Annotated in this window: 19 protein-coding genes; 16 read left to right on the top strand and 3 right to left on the bottom strand. The window is 70.0% G+C overall.

The window, feature by feature from the left end; translation table 11 throughout:
* Positions 1-213 precede the first annotated feature (213 nt).
* From secY to truA, 12 genes are all read left to right on the top strand, one after another.
* On the top strand, positions 214-1,542 hold the full coding sequence (secY, locus tag ABGB10_RS14940; RefSeq protein ID WP_347661434.1) for a preprotein translocase subunit SecY: 1,329 nt from the start codon (positions 214-216) through the stop codon (positions 1,540-1,542).
* Positions 1,543-2,196: an adenylate kinase gene (locus tag ABGB10_RS14945; RefSeq protein ID WP_088950228.1), complete on the top strand. Its 654-nt coding sequence runs from the start codon at positions 1,543-1,545 to the stop codon at positions 2,194-2,196.
* An 87-nt stretch (positions 2,197-2,283) separates the two neighbouring features.
* Positions 2,284-3,135 (top strand): type I methionyl aminopeptidase, encoded by an 852-nt coding sequence (map, locus tag ABGB10_RS14950; protein WP_347661435.1) that lies wholly within the window; start codon positions 2,284-2,286, stop codon positions 3,133-3,135.
* A 315-nt stretch (positions 3,136-3,450) separates the two neighbouring features.
* A complete protein-coding gene (locus tag ABGB10_RS14955) occupies positions 3,451-4,035 on the top strand; it encodes a DUF1707 domain-containing protein (RefSeq protein ID WP_347661436.1) in 585 nt (194 codons plus the stop codon).
* 807 nt (positions 4,036-4,842) lie between these two features.
* Complete coding sequence (gene infA, locus ABGB10_RS14960) at positions 4,843-5,064, top strand: translation initiation factor IF-1 (RefSeq protein ID WP_007073013.1); 222 nt, start codon at positions 4,843-4,845, stop codon at positions 5,062-5,064.
* A gap of 91 nt (positions 5,065-5,155) precedes the next feature.
* Positions 5,156-5,269 carry a 50S ribosomal protein L36 gene (rpmJ, locus tag ABGB10_RS14965; RefSeq protein ID WP_088952025.1) on the top strand — a complete coding sequence of 38 codons (114 nt, stop codon included), beginning with the start codon at positions 5,156-5,158 and terminating at the stop codon, positions 5,267-5,269.
* A 213-nt stretch (positions 5,270-5,482) separates the two neighbouring features.
* Positions 5,483-5,863, top strand: coding sequence for a 30S ribosomal protein S13 (rpsM, locus tag ABGB10_RS14970; protein ID WP_030329917.1), 381 nt, complete (start codon positions 5,483-5,485; stop codon positions 5,861-5,863).
* Positions 5,864-5,950: 87 nt separating this feature from the next.
* Positions 5,951-6,358: a 30S ribosomal protein S11 gene (rpsK, locus tag ABGB10_RS14975; protein ID WP_030329919.1), complete on the top strand. Its 408-nt coding sequence runs from the start codon at positions 5,951-5,953 to the stop codon at positions 6,356-6,358.
* 13 nt (positions 6,359-6,371) lie between these two features.
* Complete coding sequence (gene rpsD, locus ABGB10_RS14980; RefSeq protein WP_007465229.1) at positions 6,372-6,998, top strand: 30S ribosomal protein S4; 627 nt, start codon at positions 6,372-6,374, stop codon at positions 6,996-6,998.
* 98 nt (positions 6,999-7,096) lie between these two features.
* Positions 7,097-8,119 carry a DNA-directed RNA polymerase subunit alpha gene (locus ABGB10_RS14985; protein ID WP_007465227.1) on the top strand — a complete coding sequence of 341 codons (1,023 nt, stop codon included), beginning with the start codon at positions 7,097-7,099 and terminating at the stop codon, positions 8,117-8,119.
* Between the two features lie 34 nt (positions 8,120-8,153).
* The gene (rplQ, locus tag ABGB10_RS14990; protein WP_347661437.1) at positions 8,154-8,711 is read left to right on the top strand and encodes a 50S ribosomal protein L17; all 558 of its coding nucleotides are present in this window, start codon (positions 8,154-8,156) and stop codon (positions 8,709-8,711) included.
* Positions 8,712-8,778: 67 nt separating this feature from the next.
* Positions 8,779-9,609: a tRNA pseudouridine(38-40) synthase TruA gene (truA, locus tag ABGB10_RS14995; protein ID WP_347661438.1), complete on the top strand. Its 831-nt coding sequence runs from the start codon at positions 8,779-8,781 to the stop codon at positions 9,607-9,609.
* Between the two features lie 8 nt (positions 9,610-9,617).
* Here truA and ABGB10_RS15000 read toward each other — a convergent pair whose 3' ends face one another.
* Positions 9,618-10,769, bottom strand: a complete 1,152-nt coding sequence (locus ABGB10_RS15000; RefSeq protein ID WP_347661439.1) for a hypothetical protein — start codon at positions 10,767-10,769, stop codon at positions 9,618-9,620.
* 103 nt (positions 10,770-10,872) lie between these two features.
* Between ABGB10_RS15000 and ABGB10_RS15005 the strand changes: the two genes are divergently transcribed.
* Positions 10,873-11,478 carry a methyltransferase gene (locus ABGB10_RS15005; RefSeq protein ID WP_347661468.1) on the top strand — a complete coding sequence of 202 codons (606 nt, stop codon included), beginning with the start codon at positions 10,873-10,875 and terminating at the stop codon, positions 11,476-11,478.
* Between the two features lie 41 nt (positions 11,479-11,519).
* Positions 11,520-13,199 (top strand): ATP-binding cassette domain-containing protein, encoded by a 1,680-nt coding sequence (locus tag ABGB10_RS15010; RefSeq protein ID WP_347661440.1) that lies wholly within the window; start codon positions 11,520-11,522, stop codon positions 13,197-13,199.
* Positions 13,200-13,254: 55 nt separating this feature from the next.
* Here ABGB10_RS15010 and ABGB10_RS15015 read toward each other — a convergent pair whose 3' ends face one another.
* Positions 13,255-15,990: a BTAD domain-containing putative transcriptional regulator gene (locus tag ABGB10_RS15015; RefSeq protein WP_347661441.1), complete on the bottom strand. Its 2,736-nt coding sequence runs from the start codon at positions 15,988-15,990 to the stop codon at positions 13,255-13,257.
* Positions 15,991-16,233: 243 nt separating this feature from the next.
* On the opposite strand from ABGB10_RS15015, the gene ABGB10_RS15020 reads away from it, so the two are divergent.
* Both ABGB10_RS15020 and ABGB10_RS15025 read left to right on the top strand, forming a co-directional pair.
* Entirely contained in the window at positions 16,234-16,803 is a 570-nt protein-coding gene (locus ABGB10_RS15020) for a peptidoglycan-binding domain-containing protein (RefSeq protein WP_347661442.1), read from the top strand.
* Between the two features lie 185 nt (positions 16,804-16,988).
* Positions 16,989-17,951, top strand: coding sequence for an aldo/keto reductase (locus ABGB10_RS15025; RefSeq protein ID WP_347661443.1), 963 nt, complete (start codon positions 16,989-16,991; stop codon positions 17,949-17,951).
* Between the two features lie 193 nt (positions 17,952-18,144).
* On the opposite strand, the gene ABGB10_RS15030 is transcribed toward ABGB10_RS15025, so the two are convergent.
* Positions 18,145-18,669 (bottom strand): hypothetical protein, encoded by a 525-nt coding sequence (locus ABGB10_RS15030; protein WP_347661444.1) that lies wholly within the window; start codon positions 18,667-18,669, stop codon positions 18,145-18,147.
* Between the last annotated feature and the right edge of the window lie 54 nt (positions 18,670-18,723).

Here is an 18,723-nt window from a genome sequence, read left to right on the forward strand (position 1 = left end):
CGTCCAGTTGTGAGCAACTGGCGGGCGCCATGGTCTACCTGGGGCCCTAGCGCCCGGTAATATCGGAATCGATTTATGTAGTCGGGCGCATCTGCCCGGAGCGGGGTAGGGCTGTTAGAGTCCCATCCCAGTCATGGATTGCGGGCGCTCGCCCGTGATCCACCCCGACCCGCCAGGGATCACCGGCGGCCCGCCTCGCGCAGGAGGAAGAAGTTGCTGTCCGCCTTTCTCAGTGCGTTCCGTACGCCTGACCTGCGCAAGAAGCTGCTGTTCACAGTAGGCATCATCGCGGTCTACCGGCTGGGTGCGACGCTCCCCAGCCCAGGCGTCTCGTACGGCAACGTGCAGAAGTGCCTCGACACCATCCAGGGGGACACCACCGGGGTGGTGAACCTGCTCAACCTCTTCTCCGGCGGAGCGCTGCTGCAGCTCTCGGTCTTCGCGCTGGGCATCATGCCCTACATCACCGCGTCGATCATCCTGCAGCTGCTGACCGTCGTGATCCCCCGGCTCGAGCAGCTCCGCAAGGAGGGCCAGGCCGGCCAGGCGAAGATCACCCAGTACACCCGCTACCTGACCCTCGGTCTCGGTGTGCTGCAGGCCTCGGCGTTCGTGGCCCTGGCCCGCTCTGGGCAGCTGTTCCAGAACAAGTGCGACCAGTTCCCGATCATCCCCACCGGCACCGGCATCCCGGACTGGCTGACGCTGTCCATCCTGGTGATGACGATGACCGCCGGCACCGGCATGGTCATGTGGCTCGGTGAGCTGATCACCGACCGCGGCGTCGGCAACGGCATGTCCGTCCTGATCTTCACCTCGATCGCGGCCCGGCTGCCCAGCGAGGGTTGGCAGATCAAGACCAGCAAGGGCTGGGACATGTTCGCCCTGGTCATCGTGCTGGTCCTGGTGGTCATCACCGCGGTCACCTTCATCGAGCAGGCGCAGCGCCGCATCCCGGTGCAGTACGCCAAGCGGATGATCGGCCGGCGGATGTACGGCGGCACCTCGACCTACATCCCGCTGAAGGTCAACCAGGCGGGTGTCATCCCGGTCATCTTCGGCTCGTCGCTGCTCTACCTGCCGCAGCTGGCCCTGCAGTTCTTCGACCAGACCGACCCGGGCAAGACCCAGGCGTGGATCCAGAACAACCTGGTCAACCCGAGCAGCCCGATCTACATCTCGGTCTACTTCCTGCTGATCATCTTCTTCACGTACTTCTACGTCTCGATCACGTTCAACCCGACCGAGGTCGCGGACAACATGAAGAAGTACGGCGGGTTCGTGCCGGGCATCCGCCCGGGCAAGCCGACCGCCGACTACCTGGACTTCATCCTCAGCCGGATCACCCTGCCGGGCGCGCTCTACCTGGGCGTCATCTCGATCCTGCCGAACTTCTTCTTCATCTGGCTGGACAACCAGCAGTACCAGAACTTCCCGTTCGGCGGCACCGCTGTGCTCATCATGGTCGGCGTCGGTCTGGAGACCGTGAAGCAGATCGAGAGCCAACTCATGCAGCGGAACTACGAAGGGTTCCTGCGGTAGATGAGACTCGTTCTGGTTGGCCCGCCGGGGGCGGGCAAGGGCACTCAGGCCGAGTTCATCGCCGCGCACCTCTCGGTGCCGAAGATTTCGACCGGGGATATCTTCCGGTCGAACGTCACCCAGGGCACCCCGCTCGGTGTCGAGGCGAAGCGGTACATGGACGCGGGCGAGCTGGTTCCGGACGAGGTCACCATCAACATGGTCCGGGACCGGCTGGCCGAGCCCGACGCCAGCGAGGGGTTCCTGCTCGACGGCTTCCCGCGGACCACTCCGCAGGCGGCTGCTCTGGACAAGCTCCTCGCGGACCTGGGCACCGCCCTGGATCTGGTCCTGGAGCTGGTGGTCGACGACGACGAGGTGATCCGGCGGCTCTCCGGCCGGCGTACCTGCCGAGGTTGCGGAAAGATCTGGCACGTCGAGTTCGACGCCACCACCCGGCCCGGCATCTGTGACCGGTGCGGCGCGGAGCTGTTCCAGCGCGACGACGACAAGCCGGAGACGATCGCGACCCGGCTCCGGGAATACAGCGAGAAGACCGCGCCCCTGGTCGACTACTACGGCGCCCAGGGCAAGCTGGTCGGGATCGACGCCACCGGCCCGGTGGAGGACGTCACCACCCGGGCCATCGACGCCCTTCGGTCGTACGGCGGCTGAGGTCCGGCCGAGCCACGGCGGATAGAGTGCGAACAGCGGGGTACGCGAGACGTGCCCCGCTGTTCGGCAACGAAAGGTAATCGCTCCATGCGTCGTCCCCAGCTGGACATCCAGCTGAAGACCCCTGACCAGATCGAGAAGATGCGGGCCGCCGGGTTGGTGGTGGCCGAGGCGCTTCGCCGGATGCGGGAGGCCGTCGCCCCCGGCGTGAGCACTGCCGATCTGGACGCCATCGCCGAGTCGACCATCCGCGAGGCGGGCGGCGTTCCGTCGTTCAAGGGCTACCACGGCTTCCCGGCGTCGATCTGCTCCTCGGTCAACGAGCAGATCGTGCACGCCATACCCTCGCCGAAGCAGGTGCTTGCCGAGGGCGACCTCATCTCCATCGACTGCGGCGCGGTGCTGGACGGGTGGCACGGCGACTCCGCTATCACTGTCGGGGTCGGCGACGTCGACCCGGCACTGCTGAAGATGGCTGCGGTCGCCGAGGACGCCATGTGGGCCGGCATCGCCGCCGCTGCCCGTGGCGCGGCGAGCGGCAAGGGCCGGCTCACGGACATCTCGCACGCGGTGGAGACCGCCGTTCGCAAGGGCGGCCGGTACGGCATCGTCGACGGTTACGGCGGGCACGGCATCGGCACCGAGATGCACCAGGACCCGCACGTGCTCAACCACGGGCGGCCGGGCAAGGGTCCCCGTCTGGTCCCGGGCATGGCGCTGGCCATCGAGCCGATGATCACGATGGCGTCCCCGCGTACGGTCGAGTTGTCCGACGGGTGGACGGTGGTCACCCGGGACGGCTCGGTGGCGGCGCACGTGGAACACTCGATGGCTCTGCTCCCCGACGGCGTCTGGGTGTTGACCGCGTTCGACGGGGGCCGCGCCCGGCTGGGCGACCTGGTCACCGCACGCCAGTCAGCCGCCTCGACGACCCCCTGATCGGCCGAGCCCGGCCGGTCATCCGTGACCGGTGGGTCGGCTGGCCTGTGCCGTGACTGGTCGGCCAGCTGGGCCGGCTGGGCTGTGTCGTGACCGCTCGGGCCGGGTGGGCTGTGCGTGACCGCGTCGGTCCGGCTGGGCCGTGGTCGTGACCTGTCGGGCGGGTGCATGCCGTTGATCGACTCCATGTCGCCGATGTGGCGAAATTCGGCTGAATTGATACCGCCGGGTCGGCTACCTGGTGTGGATCATGAGCGTCGCGGCGTGGATCACGGGGGTCGGCGTGACTGGCGTGGCGGTGGCATGCTTGCCGGCATGGAGGGGCGCGACGGGATGCGGGCGGCAGACGCGGACCGGGAGGCGGCGGCCGAACGGTTGCGGGTAGCTCTCAACGAGGGCCGTCTGGACCTGCACGAGTACGACGAGCGGTTGCAGCGGGCGTATGCCGCACGCACGTACGCCGAGTTGGACGCCCTGCTCACCGACCTGCCGTCGGTGACGCCGATGCAGCGGTCGGCCCTGGACCCGGCGGCGGCCGCCGGTGTGCCGGCCGGCCTTCCCGGCGACCAACCCGTCGCCGCAGCGCGTGGCGTGACCGCTCGATGGTTGACCGAGGTCTGGCTGCCGTACCTGCGCGTGATCGCCATCGTGGTGACCATCTGGGCGGTCACCTCCCTGCTCAGCGGGGAGCTGCTCTACTTCTGGCCGGTCTGGGTGGCCGGGCCGTGGGGGGCGGTGTTGGTGGTACGCACGTTCACGGGGCTGACGGGGGGAGAGCCTCGGCGTCAGGCCATTGAGCGGGAGCGCCGGCGGCAGCGCAAGCGGGCCAAGCGAGAGCGCAGGCGCGAATTGCGAGCCGCCGAATCAGACGAACCGAACAACCCCACCGCAACTGACTGACCTCACCCAACCGCACTCCGCCGGCGTCCGGCGGGGCAGTGGGCTGGCCGGGCCTGGGTCCGCAGCCGCGCGGCGTCGGGCGGGCGGCCGGTCACCTGGCCTGGGTCTGCAGCCGCGCGGCACCCGGCGGGGCAGTGGGTTGGCTCGCCTGGGTCTGCAGCCGCGCGGCACCCGGCGGGGCAGTGGGTTGGCTCGCCTGGGTCTGCAGCCGCACGGCACCCGGCGGGGCGGCGGGTTGGCCTGGCCCAGACCGGAGCCGCGCGGCACCCGGCCACATCCTTGATCGACTCGGGTTGCTTGAAATCGTGGTGTCCGGGGCTGTTCGAGACCCCGGTTTCCTCAAAGCCGAGTGGATCAAGGCGACCCAGCGAGCCACCGGCCGACCCTCCCGACCCTCCCGGCCCAGCCCGACTCGGCCCCGCTCGGCCCAGCCCGACTCGGCCCCGCTCGGCCCAGCCCGGCTGGGCCCAGCCCGACCCCGCCCGCCCGGACCACACCCCATCCCACCCGCGCCCGACCCTCACCCACACTGTCGATCATGAGGTTGTCCTGTCGAATCGGCGGCGTGACGGCGGGTAACCTCATGATCAACCAGGTGGGGTGGTGTGTTGTGGGTGGCCGGTTTGGCGGGGGACTGCGGGCGGGCGTACACTTTCAGATCGGCGCACAGCGTCCACTCCGGCATGCCCACCCTGCGCTTCGGTGGGACCTGGAGCCGCGGCTGGCGCGGGCTTCTGATCATGGTCAGATTTCCGTGTAAGACGTTGTGGGCCGCCCGGAGCAATCGACGTCAGGACAGCGGAGGACATGCCGAAAAAAGACGGAGCCATTGAGATCGAGGGTCGGGTCATCGAGCCCCTGCCGAACGCCATGTTCCGGGTGGAGCTCGCGAACGGTCACAAGGTGTTGGCTCACATCAGCGGCAAGATGCGGCAGCACTACATCCGCATTCTTCCGGAGGACCGGGTCGTCGTCGAACTCTCGCCGTACGACCTGACCCGCGGGCGCATCGTCTACCGCTACAAGTAGTCCTGACGGCGGCCGGGAAGTCCCGTGTCCGTCTTCGACGTCCGGCGTCGCGCATCGCGCGTCTCCGGGCCAGATGGGAAGTAAGGCAACCGTGAAGGTCAAGCCGAGCGTCAAGAGGATCTGCCAGAAGTGCCGGGTTATCCGCCGGCACGGCCGGGTCATGGTCATCTGCAGCGACCCGCGCCACAAGCAGCGCCAGGGCTGAGTCAGCCCACACATCACACATGCTCGTCCCAGCCGCGAGCGGTACGCGAGACGTACTCCCTTCGTGGCTGACCCCCGGTCGGAGGCCGGGGCCCGCTTGGGCAGCGACCGATCCCGGTCGCCGGCGCTTATCGCGTCGGAAAGACGGGACGGCCGGTAGCGGGGTGGGACGGGTCCACACCTCCGCCACACATCACAAGGAGTACGCCCGCACATGGCACGTCTAGTCGGCGTGGATCTCCCCCGCGAAAAGCGGTTGGAGATCGCGCTCACCTACATCTTCGGGGTCGGTCGCACCCGCGCCCTGGAGACGCTCGCCGCCACCGGCATCTCGCCGGACAAGCGCGCTCGGGACCTCACGGACGAGGAGCTCGTGCAGCTCCGCGACCACATCGAGGGCAACTACAAGGTTGAAGGCGACCTGCGCCGCGAGGTCGCCGCTGACATCCGCCGCAAGGTTGAGATCGGCTGCTACGCCGGCATCCGGCACCGCCGGGGCCTGCCCGTGCGTGGCCAGCGGACCAAGACCAATGCCCGGACCCGCAAGGGCCCGAAGCGGACCGTCGCCGGCAAGAAGAAGCCCGGCAAGAAGTAGTTCTTAACCGGATGACGGGGTCGGCCGCCACCGAGGTGGGTCAGGCCGCAACCCAATCCGGAAAGTCAACTAGGAGCGCACAGACTTATGCCACCGAAGGCTCGTGCCGGAGCCGCTGTAAAGAAGGTCCGGCGCAAGGAACGCAAGAACGTCGCCCACGGGCAGGCGCACATCAAGAGCACGTTCAACAACACCATCGTGTCCATCACGGACCCGACCGGTGCGGTCATCTCCTGGGCCTCCGCTGGCCAGGTCGGCTTCAAGGGCTCCCGCAAGTCGACTCCGTTCGCTGCGCAGCTGGCCGCCGAGGCTGCCGCGCGTCGCGCCATGGAGCACGGCATGCGCAAGGTCGACGTGTTCGTCAAGGGCCCCGGCTCCGGCCGGGAAACCGCCATCCGTTCGCTGCAGGCCGTGGGCCTCGAGGTCGGGCAGATCGCCGACGTCACCCCGCAGCCGCACAACGGATGCCGTCCGCCGAAGCGTCGCCGGGTCTGAGAGGTAGAGAGAGATGGCTCGTTACACCGGTGCAGACTGCCGCCGTTGCCGGCGGGAGAAGATGAAGCTGTTCCTCAAGGGCAGCAAGTGCGATGGTCCGAAGTGCCCGTTCGAGTCCCGGCCGTTCCCGCCCGGGCAGCACGGCCGCGGCCGCACCAAGGAGACGGAGTACCTGCTCCAGCTCCGTGAGAAGCAGAAGGCCCGCCGGGTTTACGGCGTGCTGGAGAAGCAGTTCCGGGGTTACTACGAGGAAGCCGTCGGCAAGCAGGCCAAGACCGGTGAGGTCCTCCTGCAGATCCTCGAGTCGCGGCTGGACAACGTCGTTTACCGGGCCGGCTACGCCCACTCGCGGGACATGGCCCGCCAGCTGGTCAAGCACGGTCACTTCACGGTGAACGGCAAGAAGGTCGACATCCCGTCGTACCGCGTCAAGGAGCACGACATCATCGAGGTTCGGGGCAAGAGCAAGGAGCTCACCCCGTTCGTCGTCGCGCAGGCTCAGGCCGGCTCGAAGACGGTTCCGGCGTGGCTTGAGGCCATCCCGAGCCAGATGAAGGTGCTCGTGCACTCCCTCCCGGCCCGGCAGGTCATCGACACGCAGGTCCAGGAGCAGCTGATCGTCGAGCTCTACTCCAAGTAGTCCGAGCTCGTTCGGTGGCCCGCCCTTCGGGGCGGGCCACCGGAACAGTTTGTGTCGTGGGCGTCAAATAGCGGGCGCCCCGGAAGAGAAGAGAAAAGATGCTCATCAGCCAGCGACCCTCCCTGTCCGAGGAGTCGATCAACGAGACCCGGTCGCGGTTCGCCATCGAGCCGCTGGAGCCGGGCTTCGGCTACACCCTGGGTAACTCGCTGCGGCGCACGCTGCTGTCGTCGATCCCGGGCGCGGCCGTCACCTCGATCAAGATCGACGGCGTGCTGCACGAGTTCACCACGATCCCCGGTGTCAAGGAGGACGTGGTCGAGCTCGTCATGAACATCAAGGAGCTGTGCGTCAGCTCCGAGCACGACGAGCCGGTCAGCATGTACCTGCGTAAGCAGGGCCCGGGCGACGTGACCGCGGGCGACATCCAGCCCCCGGCCGGTGTCTCGGTGCACAACCCGGATCTGAAGCTCGCCACCCTCAACGGCAAGGGCCGGCTCGACATGGAGCTGACCGTCGAGCGGGGCCGGGGTTACGTGACGGCCGCGCAGAACAAGCAGTCCGGTGCCGAGATCGGCCGGATCCCGGTCGACTCGATCTACTCGCCGGTGCTGAAGGTGACCTACCGCGTCGAGGCGACCCGTGTGGAGCAGCGCACCGACTTCGACCGGCTGATCATCGACGTCGAGACCAAGCCGTCGATGGGCCCGCGTACCGCGCTGGCCTCCGCCGGTTCGACGCTCGTGGAGCTCTTCGGGCTGGCCCGGGAGCTGGACGAGACCGCCGAGGGCATCGACATCGGGCCGTCCCCGCAGGACGCCCAGCTGGCGGCGGACCTCGCTCTGCCGATCGAGGAGCTGGACCTCACCGTCCGCTCCTACAACTGCCTCAAGCGCGAGGGCATCAACTCCGTTGGTGAGCTCATCGGGCGTACCGAGGCCGACCTCCTCGACATTCGCAACTTCGGTCAGAAGTCGATCGACGAGGTCAAGATGAAGCTCGCCGGGATGGGTCTCGGGCTGAAGGACTCGGCTCCGAACTTCGACCCGGCGCACGTCGTGGACACCTTCGGCGAGGCCGACTACGACACCGACGACTACCGCGAGACCGAGCAGCTCTAGTCCGCGCTGCCGCCACAACTGAGGAGCACCAAAAATGCCCACGCCCACCAAGGGCCCCCGCCTCGGCGGCAGCCCCTCGCACGAGCGGCTGATGCTGGCCAACCTGGCCACTGCGCTGTTCCAGCACGGCAAGATCCAGACCACCGAGACGAAGGCTCGGCGGCTGCGTCCGCTGGCCGAGCAGCTCATCACCAAGGCCAAGCGCGGTGACCTCGCCTCGCGTCGGCGGGTGCTGGGTGTCGTCAAGGACAAGGACGTCGTCTACGCCCTGTTCGACCAGATCGCGCCCCGGTACTCCAACCGCCCCGGCGGTTACACCCGGATCGTGAAGACCGGTCCGCGCAAGGGTGACAACGCGCCGATGGCGATCATCGAGCTGGTGGAAGAGCTTCAGGTCGCCGAGCCGAAGGTGAACAAGAAGACCGCCGCCCGCAAGGCCGCGCAGCAGGACAAGGTCGAGGCGCTCGCGCCGGCCGACGAGGCCCCGAAGTCGGCCCAGGCCGACCAGGACTCCGAGGCGCCGGTGTCGGCGTCCGGTGACACCGACGCCGCCCGCGAGGACAGCGACGAGGCCACCGAGAACAAGGCCTGATCAAGGGCATTGTCGGGCCCGGCACCCCATCGGGGTGTCGGGCCCGACCCGTTACAGGAGGTACGAGGTGGACGAGCGGATCCGGCTGCGGCTGGACGTCTCGTACGACGGCACGGACTTCTCCGGCTGGGCCGCCCAGCCGACCCGGCGCACGGTCGCGGGGGTGCTGGTCGAGACCCTGGACCTCGTCCTCGGCGCCGGCACGGTCACCGGGCTGACGGTGGCCGGGCGGACCGACGCGGGTGTGCACGCCACCGGGCAGGTGTGTCACCTGGACCTGCCCGCCGAGGTGTGGCGGGAGCACGAGGGGCGGCTGCTGCGGCGGCTGGCCCGGCTGCTCCCCACCGACGTGCGGGTACGCGCGATGACCGAGGTGCCGGCCGACTTCGACGCCCGGTTCTCGGCGACCTTCCGACGTTACGAGTACCGGGTCACCGACGCGCCCTTCGGTGCGGAGCCGCTGCGCCGGCACGAGGTGTTGGCCTGGCCGAAGCCGCTGGACCTGGCCGCGCTGAACGCCGCCGCGGGCGGCCTGGTCGGGGAGCACGACTTCGCCGCGTACTGCCGGCGCAAGGAGAACGCGACGACGCTACGCGAGGTGACCCGGCTGGACTGGCGCCGCGACCCGGACGGCATCCTGGTCGCCACCGTGCAGGCCGACGCGTTCTGCCAGGCGATGGTGCGCAGCCTGGTGGGGGCGATGCTGGTGGCGGGCGACGGTCGCCGCCCGGTCGAGTGGCCGGGCAGCCTGCTCACCCGTGCGGCCCGCTCCAGCGAGGTGACAGTGGCGCCGGCGCGGGGGTTGACGCTGGTCGCGGTCGGCTACCCGGCCGATCCGGCGGACTACGCCCGCCGCGCCGACCTCACCCGCCGGCTGCGGGTCCCGATCGAGGACTGACCGTCGGGTCAGTTGCCCGGCAGGTCGCCCTCGCCGCTGCTGTCGCCCTGGGTGCCGTTGTCGGTCGGCCCTGCCGTCGGCTGTGCGGCGGTGCCACCGTCGGCGCGTTGTTGCAGCACTCCACGGCTGAGGTGCAGCTCGATCATGTCGAACAGGATCTCACCGACCTTGGCGTCACCCGCCTTGATCGCTGTTCCGTCCTCGCGGACCACCAGGGCGTACGCCAGGTAGTGCCCTCGTACCTGCCAGCCGACCCGTGCCGGGGCGCTGGCCAGCACGCCGGTGTTGTCGCCTTCGTTGCCGGTGAGGCCACGGAACCGACCCTGCCGCTCGTCGAGCAGCTGTCGGATCCGGTCCCGGGCTCGTTCCGCACTGACCTTGTCGGTGAGGTTGAACAGCCCGGCGGTGACCAGGTGGTTCCCGTCGGGTGTCCGCAGTGTGGCCCGGACGACCTGGTTGCAGCCGAGTCGGACCAGCAGGTCGGCGACCTCGCCGGTGGCGGCGACGGCGCAACTGCCACTGGACTGGGTCTTGAGGACCTGGTAGGTCGGCTGGCCGTCGCCGAGCTTCAACTCCTTGCCGGGGAAGAGTTCCTTGGCGGTGAGCGGGGCCTGGTCGGTGTCCCGGGAGTCCAGCGTCAGCCGTTCCGCCGGGGCGGACGTCGGTGCGGCGTTCGGTTGGAACGTCGGGGTGGACTGCGGTTGCGGGTCGCGTTCGGCGAGTAGCGCGGCGGCACCCAGGCCGCAGAGGGCGAGCAGCACCAGGACGGCTGCGCCGCCGATCAGCACCTGCCACAGTCGGCCGCCGCCGCGCCGGGCTGGTGGCTCCATCGGCGTCGCCGAGGTGTAGATCTCGCCGCGCGGCGCGGTGGGCGGGATCTCGGCACGGGCCGGCGGCGGTGGCGGCGGCGACACCGAGGACGGCGATACCGAGGACGGCGATACCGAGGACGGCGATACCGAGGACGGCGACACCGACCGGGGCGACGCCGAGGACGACGGCAGCGAGAGCTGATTCGGCCGGGGCAGCGACGGCGTGGGGAAGCGTGACGGAGAGGGCCCGGCCGGCGGGGGCGGACCGGCGCCGAGCACCGACAGGTCGGACCCGGGCTCCGGGTACTCCTCGAAAGCGTCCTCATCGGACTCGTACCGATACACCATGTGGCCCAGAGTAAGAGCCATTGTCCCTTTTGGGGATAATTTCGAGGAAATGTATGTGCAGGCCGAGTCAGGGCCGGCCCGGGTCGGTGCGAGAATTGCCGGCGTGACCGGCGACCACTACTTCTCCGCTCAGCCCGCCAGCGACGCCCCGGCACGCGAGGTCGAGTTCTCCGTCGCCGACCGCGACTACCGGCTCGCCTCGGCCGGCGGGGTCTTCTCCGCCAGCCGGCTCGACCCAGGTACCGCGGTGCTCCTGCGAAAGGCCGAGCTGCCGGCCGCCGACACCAACGGCGACCTGCTCGACCTGGGCTGCGGATTCGGGCCGATCAGCTGCGTGCTGGCCGACCTCGCACCGACCAGCACCGTCTGGGCCGTCGACGTCAACGCCCGCGCCCGCGAGCTGACCGCCGCCAACGCGGTCCGGGTCGGTGCCGGCGACCGGGTCCACGTCAGCGCGCCCGACGACGTGCCGGCGGACATCCGGTTCGCCCAGATCTGGTCCAACCCACCCATCCGGATCGGTAAGGACGGGCTGCACGAACTGCTGCTGCGTTGGCTGCCCCGGCTCGCGCCGGACGGCGTCGGCTGGCTGGTCGTCGCCCGGCACCTCGGCGGTGACTCGTTGCAGCGCTGGCTCACCGAGCAGAACTGGCAGGTGGAGCGGCGCGCCAGCCAGAAGGGCTTCCGGGTGCTACGAGTCACCCGGTAATTGGATGTACCCCCCGGCCCTCGCTGGGGCAGGATCCCCGCGTGGGATACGTGGACGTGGCAGGGGTCGGGCACATCCTGCCCGACGGTCGGGAACTCTTCGCCGACGTGTCGTTCCGGGTGGGGGAGGGCGCCAAGATCGCCCTGGTCGGGCCGAACGGCGCGGGGAAGACGACGCTGCTGAGGATGGTCGCCGGCGACCTGCCGGTACGCAGCGGCGTCGTCGCACGCGCCGGTGGGCTGGGCGTGATGCGCCAGTTCATCGGCATGATCGGAGACGAGTCGACGCTCGCCGACCTGGCGTTGTCGTTGGCCCCGCCCGCACTGCGCGACGCCGGCCGTCGGCTCGGCGAGACCGAGACGGCCATGCGGGCGGCCGAGGCCCGCGGGAAGTTCAGCAACGCCGCCGGCAAGGCCCAGTTGGCGTACGCGGACGCGCTCGGCGCCTGGGGCGAGGCCGGCGGCTACGACGCCGAGGTGCTCTTCGACACCGTCGCGACGATCGTGCTCGGCCAACCCTGGGACGCTGTCCGGGACCGGCCGGTGCGCACCCTGTCCGGCGGTCAGCAGAAGCGCTTCGCCCTGGAGCTGCTGTTGCGCGGCCCGGACGAGGTGCTGCTGCTCGACGAGCCGGACAACTTCCTCGACGTGCCCGGCAAGCGCTGGCTGGAGGCGCGACTGCGCGAGTCGACCAAGTCGGTGCTCTACGTCTCGCACGACCGCGAGCTGCTGGCCCAGAGCGCCGACCGGGTGGTCGCCGTCGAGGGTGGCAGCGCCTGGGTGCACCCGGGCGGCTTCGCCAGCTGGCACGACGCCCGAGTTGCCCGCCACGCCCGCCTCGACGAGCTGCGTCGGCGCTGGGACGAGGAACACCAGAAGCTGCGCGAGCTGGTGCTGATGTACAAGCAGAAGGCCGCGTACAACGACGGGTTGGCCTCGCGCTACCAGGCCGCGCAGACCCGATTGCGCAAGTTCGAGGAGGCCGGGCCGCCGCCCGTACCGCCGAAGGACCAGGACATCCGGATGCGGCTCAGCGGCGGGCGGACCGGCAAGCGTGCGGTCGTCTGCGAGCAGCTTGAGCTCGACGGCCTGACCTTCCCCTTCGACCTGGAGATCTGGTACGGCGATCGGGTGGCGGTGCTCGGTGCCAACGGCACCGGCAAGTCCCACTTCCTGCGGTTGCTGGCCCGCGGCGGCACCGACCCCGATCCGGCGAACGGGCCGGTCGACGGGGCGGGAGCGCTCGCGGCGGTGGCACACGACGGCACGGCACGGCTCGGCGCGCGGGTCCGCCCCGGGCACTTCTCGCAGACCCACGACCGGCCGGAGCTGATGTCCAAGACGCTCGTCGAGATCCTCTGGCGGGGCGACGAGCACCGCACCGGGATGGACCGGCACGCCGCGATGGGTGTGCTCAGCCGGTACGAGTTGGCCGCGCAGGGCGACCAGCGCTTCGGCACGCTCTCCGGCGGGCAGCAGGCCCGTTTCCTGGTGCTGCTGCTGGAACTGTCCGGGGCGACCCTGCTGCTGCTCGACGAACCCACCGACAACCTCGACCTGGCCAGCGCGGAGGCTCTCGAAGCGGGCCTGAACGCCTTCGAGGGGACCGTGGTCGCGGTGACCCACGACCGATGGTTCACCCGGTCCTTCGACCGGTTCGTGCTGTTCCGGGGCGACAACGAGGTGGTGGAGACCCCGGAGCCGGTCTGGGACGTCGGGTGACCCCCGCCAGCCTGCCCGACCGGTTGTGGGCCGCCGGAGTGCCCTGCCCGGCAGGCTAGGACGGAACCAGGCGTTCGAGGCGGCTGCGGGCCTCCGCGGCTGCGGGATCGCCCACGTCCTCGTAGATCCGCACGGCCTGGTGCCAGGCGAAGGCGGCAGCGGTCAGGTCGCCCATCCCTTCCCGGGTGTCCCCGAGTCGGATGAGGGTCTCCGCTTCGTGGTAGCGGTCGGCGGAGTCGCGGAAGAGTTGGATCGCCTGCTCGTAGCAGTCGGCCGCGCGGTCGCGTTCACCGAGGTGGTCGTAGGCGAAGCCGAGGCTGTCGAGCGTCGCGGCCTGGCCGTTGCGATCGCCGCTCCGTCGTTGCTGTTCGAGTGCTTCGGTGCAGCTCTCGATGGCCTGGACATAGTCGCCGGTGGTGGCCAGCAGCCAACCGACCGCGTTGAGTGTCCGAGCCTCACCCGAGCGGTTGCCGACCAGCCGGTAGAGCCGCAGCGCCTCGCGAGCGTGTGCGAGGGCCTCGTCGATCCGGCCGTCCAGATAGCAGAGTTCACAGTAGTTGTGCAGCGTCTGTGCCTGGCCAGTCGGATCGCCGAGGCGTTCGTGCAGCTCGAGTGCGCGCCTCAGCCGGTGCTCGGCGGCATCGCGGTCGCCGAGTCGGGTCAGTGCGCGGGAGAGCAGCCGGTTGGCGGCAGCCTGACCGGCGAGGTCGTCGATCTTCTCTGCGGCGGTCAGCGCGACCCGTTGGATGTCGAGCTGATCCTGCCAGAGGCCACGTGGCGCGACGAAGGTGTTCAACGCCCAGGCGAGCTGCCAGGCGTACGCCTCGAACCCGTTTTCGGCGGCCTGCCGGACCAGCCGAATCAGCACGCGATGCTCCGCCGTGAACCAGGCGAGCGCGCCGCCGTGATCGGTCACCGGCCGCCTGGTGGGTACGGGCAGCGGCGGCACCGGCTCGATCGGGGGCCACTGCGGCTGGAGCAGTAGCGCGGCCGGGTAGGCGGCGTGCAGGTAGTGGTCGTACAGGCGCTGTCGGGCGGCCGTGCGTTCGTCGGCGCGCTCCGACGACTCCGCGAGTTCGGCTGCGTAGGCGCGCAGGAGATCGTGGAAGGCGTAGCGGCCAGGCATGTGCTCGGCCAGCAGATTGAGCCGCGCCAACTCCCGCAGTCGCGGCGTAACGACGGTGGTCGGCACCCCGGCGAGTGCCGCGGCCGCGGCGGCGGTCAGGTCCGGGCCCGGATGCAGCCCCAGCAGAGTGAACAACCGGGCCGCGTCCTGCCCCAGCGCCAGGTACGACCAGGAGAAGACGCGCCGCACGTCCCCGTCCGCCAACACGTCCAGCCTCGCCTCGGTGGAGTGCAATTCGGCGGCGATGGCGCCGAGCGGAAACGTGGGATGGGTGGCGGCCCGTGCCGCCACTATGGCCAGCGCCAGCGGAAGCCGGCCAGCGGCCTCGACGATGGCGGCCACCGCGGCCGGCTCGGAGGCAAGGCGGCTGGCCCCGAGCCGGCCGGCGAGCAGGCTCATCGACTCCTCCGCCGTGAGCACGCCCAGTGTCAACGGCACCGCAGATTCGGTGGCGATCAGGCCACCGAGCCGGTCCCGGCTGGTGACCACGACCATGCAGCCGCCGGCACCGGGCAACAGGGCGCGAACCTGGGCGGAGTCGCGAGCGTTGTCGAGCACCACGAGCATCCGCCGGGAGGCCAGCAGGCTGCGGTAGAGACCGGTCCGGGCCTCCATGCCGGCGGGTATCCGGGCGTGGGGCACGCCGAGCGCTTCGAGGAATTCGGACAGGGCGTCGAGCGGGGACACCACCCCGGCCTCGTCGTAACCCCGCAGGTTGACATAGAGCTGGCCGTCGGGGAAACGGTCGGCAACCCGATGCGCCCAGTGCAGGGCCAGGGCGGTCTTGCCGATTCCAGCCATGCCGGACAGCGCGGATATGACCACAGTGCTCGACCTCTGCACGCCGCCGTCCAGTAGCGCGTCGAGGCTGGCCATCTCGGCGCTGCGGCCAACGAACTCCGGTACCGCGCGCGGCAACTGCTCGGGGCGCAGGAGGTGCGCTCCCGGCACCGGCCCGTCCGACCCCGACGGTGGTTGCGCCACCAAACCCGGCCGGTGATGCAGGATGTCGTCGTACACCTTGACGAGTTCCGGTGCGGGATCGAGGCCGGTCTCCTCCGCCAGCGCCTGCCGAGCCTGCCGGAAGGCGTCCAACGCACCGGCCACGTCTCCGATGCGGTACAGGCCCACCATCAACTGGCCCCAGGCCCGCTGCCGTAGCGGGTGCAGGTCAAGCAGGGCCCGCAGGCGGCGCACCACGTCGGCCGGTGCGCCGAGCGCCAGCACCGCCTCGGCGTAGTCCTCCTCGACGAGCAACCGGCGCTCGTCGAACTGCGCCACCCGCCTGGCCAGCGCCGAGCGCAGGGGCAGGTCCGACAGTGGTGCCCCGCGCCAAAGTCCCAACGCGGCAGAGAACTCGGCCTCGGCACGGTCCATATCGGAGGCGGCGAGAGCGTCGCGCCCCCGGGCCGCGGCGGCGTCGAACAGGTCCAGGTCCCGCTCGTCAGGGCCCACCCGGAGCCGGTAGCCGCCCGCCACAGCGGTTATCCCGTCCCAGGACGCCCCGTCGCCCAGCGACTGCCGTAGCCCGCCCACGTAGGTGCGTAGGTTCGCAGCAGCCGACGCCGGCTCTTCGTCGCCCCACAGCATCAAGGCCAACTCGTTGGTGCCGACGACCTCATTGGGACGCAGTAGCAGGGTGGCCAACAGGAGACGCTGCTTCACCGAGCCCAGCGGAACCGGCCGGCCTCCGCGGTACACCCGGAGCGGGCCAAGGATTTCGAAACGCAACCAGGCACCTCACAGATGGGCGCTGCGATCCGTCACCAGGCGCACCGCACCCGGGATGACGGGGGCGGGCGGGTGACCTGTACGCCAGTTGTGCGGCGGATGTACCGGCCCCACCTTACCGTTCTACCGTCCCATCGCCCATTCGAGGTATCCAGCCCCATCCAGGCAAGGAGATGCATGTCTTCGCTCCACTCCATCCGCCGCGTGCTCCGTAAAGCCACGGTCCCCGTGGCCGGCGCGGCGTTGGTCATCGGCATCAACGTCACCCTCGCCACGCCGGCTGCGGCCAGCGGCTCCTACACCGGCAGGGCGTACGTCCACGGCGCCGGTGCCGTACCTGACGACTTCGATGACGAGGGCGTCGTCAACGTCAGCACGCACCGCAGCTCGAACGTCACCTGTCTGTGGCAGACCATTCTCTGGGCGAATGGATATCTGCCCTCGTCCGGGATCGATGGCCACTTCGGCGACCAGACCGATGCCGCAACGAGGAATTTCCAGCGCGACAAGGGCCTCGGCGCGGACGGCTCCGCTGGTCGGAACAGCTGGACGAAGGCGGGCGACAAGCTCGTGCAGCACGACAACCTGAACGGGTGGCCCTACGTGATCTACCACGGGGCACGGGGTTCCCGGAGCTCGTACAGCGCGCACGAGTTCGTCCTGCAGCGTTCGCCCGACGGGAACTACAGGTTCTACCCGCCGCAGGGCGGCCCCTACTGGGCCACCTACAACACCCGCTCCTGCTGATCTCGAGCCTCTGCGCGCGTCTCCGGGGGCCGCTGGGCGTTGATCGCCTTGGCGGCCCCTGGAGGGCCGGTCCGTCGGCCATGGCTCCGCTGAGCTGATCGTCACCATCGGTGCCGCCCGTGAGGTGGTCAGTGAAGTAGTCGGTTGAGCTGCCTCCGGGGTGGGGCGCGTCCAGCCGGCATAGGGTGGATCTCGTGACTGAGATGACCTATCGCCGGCTGGGCGACTCCGGGCTCGTGGTTTCCGTGGTCGGCATCGGCTGCAACAACTTCGGCCGCAAGCTCGACCTCGACGGCACCCGCGCGGTGGTGGACGCGGCCCTGGACGCCGGGATCAACCTGTTCGACACCGCCGACATCTACGGCGAGCCGCAGGGCGGCTCCGAGGAGCTGCTCGGGCAGGCGCTCAAGGGCCGCCGGGACGACGTGGTGGTGGCCACCAAGTTCGGCATGGACATGAACGGCCTCAACGGGCCGGACTTCGGGGCCCGGGGTTCGCGCCGCTACATCGCCCGCGCCGTCGAGGCGTCGCTGCGTCGGCTCGGCACGGACCACATCGACCTGTACCAGATGCACGAACCCGACCCGGGCACCCCGATCGACGAGACCCTCGCCGCCCTGGACGACCTGGTCCGCGACGGCAAGGTGCGCTACCTGGGCAACTCCAACTTCACCGGCTGGCAGATCGCCGACGCGGACTGGGTCGCCTCGTCGAACGGACGGGCCCGCTTCATCAGCGCGCAGAACCACTACAGCCTGCTGGAGCGGTCCGTGGAGACCGAGGTGATCCCGGCCTGCGAGCGGTTCGGCCTGGGGATGCTGCCGTTCTTCCCGCTCGCCAACGGTCTGCTCACCGGCAAGTACAGGCGCGAGGCTCAGCCGCCCGCAGGCAGCCGGCTCTCCGGCGGTGGCCGGTACACCGAGCGGCTCGCCGCAGCCGACTGGGACACCATCGAGGCGATCGAGGCGTACGCGGGCGAGCGGGGTCTGAGCATGCTCCAGGTGGCGATCGGTGGGCTGGCCGCTCAGCCGGCGGTGACCTCGGTGATCGCCGGTGCCACCACCCCCGAACAGGTCCTCGCCAACGCCGCCGCCGGCACCTGGGAACCCAGTCACGAGGATCTGGCGGCGCTGCGCGCCATCCTCTGAGCGCGGTGCCGTGCCGGTTCCGTTGCTCGAGGGCGCGCGCCGCGCTTGATCCACTCGCGTTCCTTGAAGTCGGGGTGACCTGTTGCGCTGGACACCCCGACTTCAGGGAAGCCGAGTCGATCACGAGCCGGTCAGACGGCGACGGGCCGGGCCGCTCATCGCGGCCCGGCCCGGTTGGTGAAACGCCTGTCGGTCAGTTGGTGGTGCGGCGGCGGCCGAACAGCATGGCCACCCCCATCGCCAGGGCGACGACGACCAGGCCCGCCGCCGCGTACGGCCACCAGCCCGCACCGCCCGCGCCGTCAGCCGGCTTGTTCACCGCGACCGGCTCGGGTGCCGGCGGAGACTGCGCGGCACGGGCCTGCACCGTGGCGGTGGCCTCGCCCGGCAGCGGAGCAGGGGAGTTCACCTTCACCTTCCACGTGCCGGCGGTGAGCACCGCGCCGCTGCTGTAGAAGCCCTGTCCCTCGGGCTGCGGTTCCAACTGCACCGGCCCGACCTTCTGCCCGTCCGGGCCGGTGGCCGTGAGGACCAAGCGCACCACCTGGTCCAGTCGACGCCCATCGGTGTAGGTGGCCTGGATGGTGACCCCCTCGGCGCCGTCGCCGGCCACCACGAGTTTGAGTTTGTCGGCCTGGGCGGCCGCCGGGGCAGCGGCGAACAGGGTCAGAGCCAGCCCGACGACCACGGCGGCCAACACCTTGCGGATACCCGTCACGGACATCTCCTCCCTACGGATGAGGGAGGCCCCTCCCCGACACCGGAGCGTCGG

The organism is Micromonospora sp. B9E7 (assembly GCF_039871815.1).
GTDB lineage: Bacteria > Actinomycetota > Actinomycetes > Mycobacteriales > Micromonosporaceae > Micromonospora.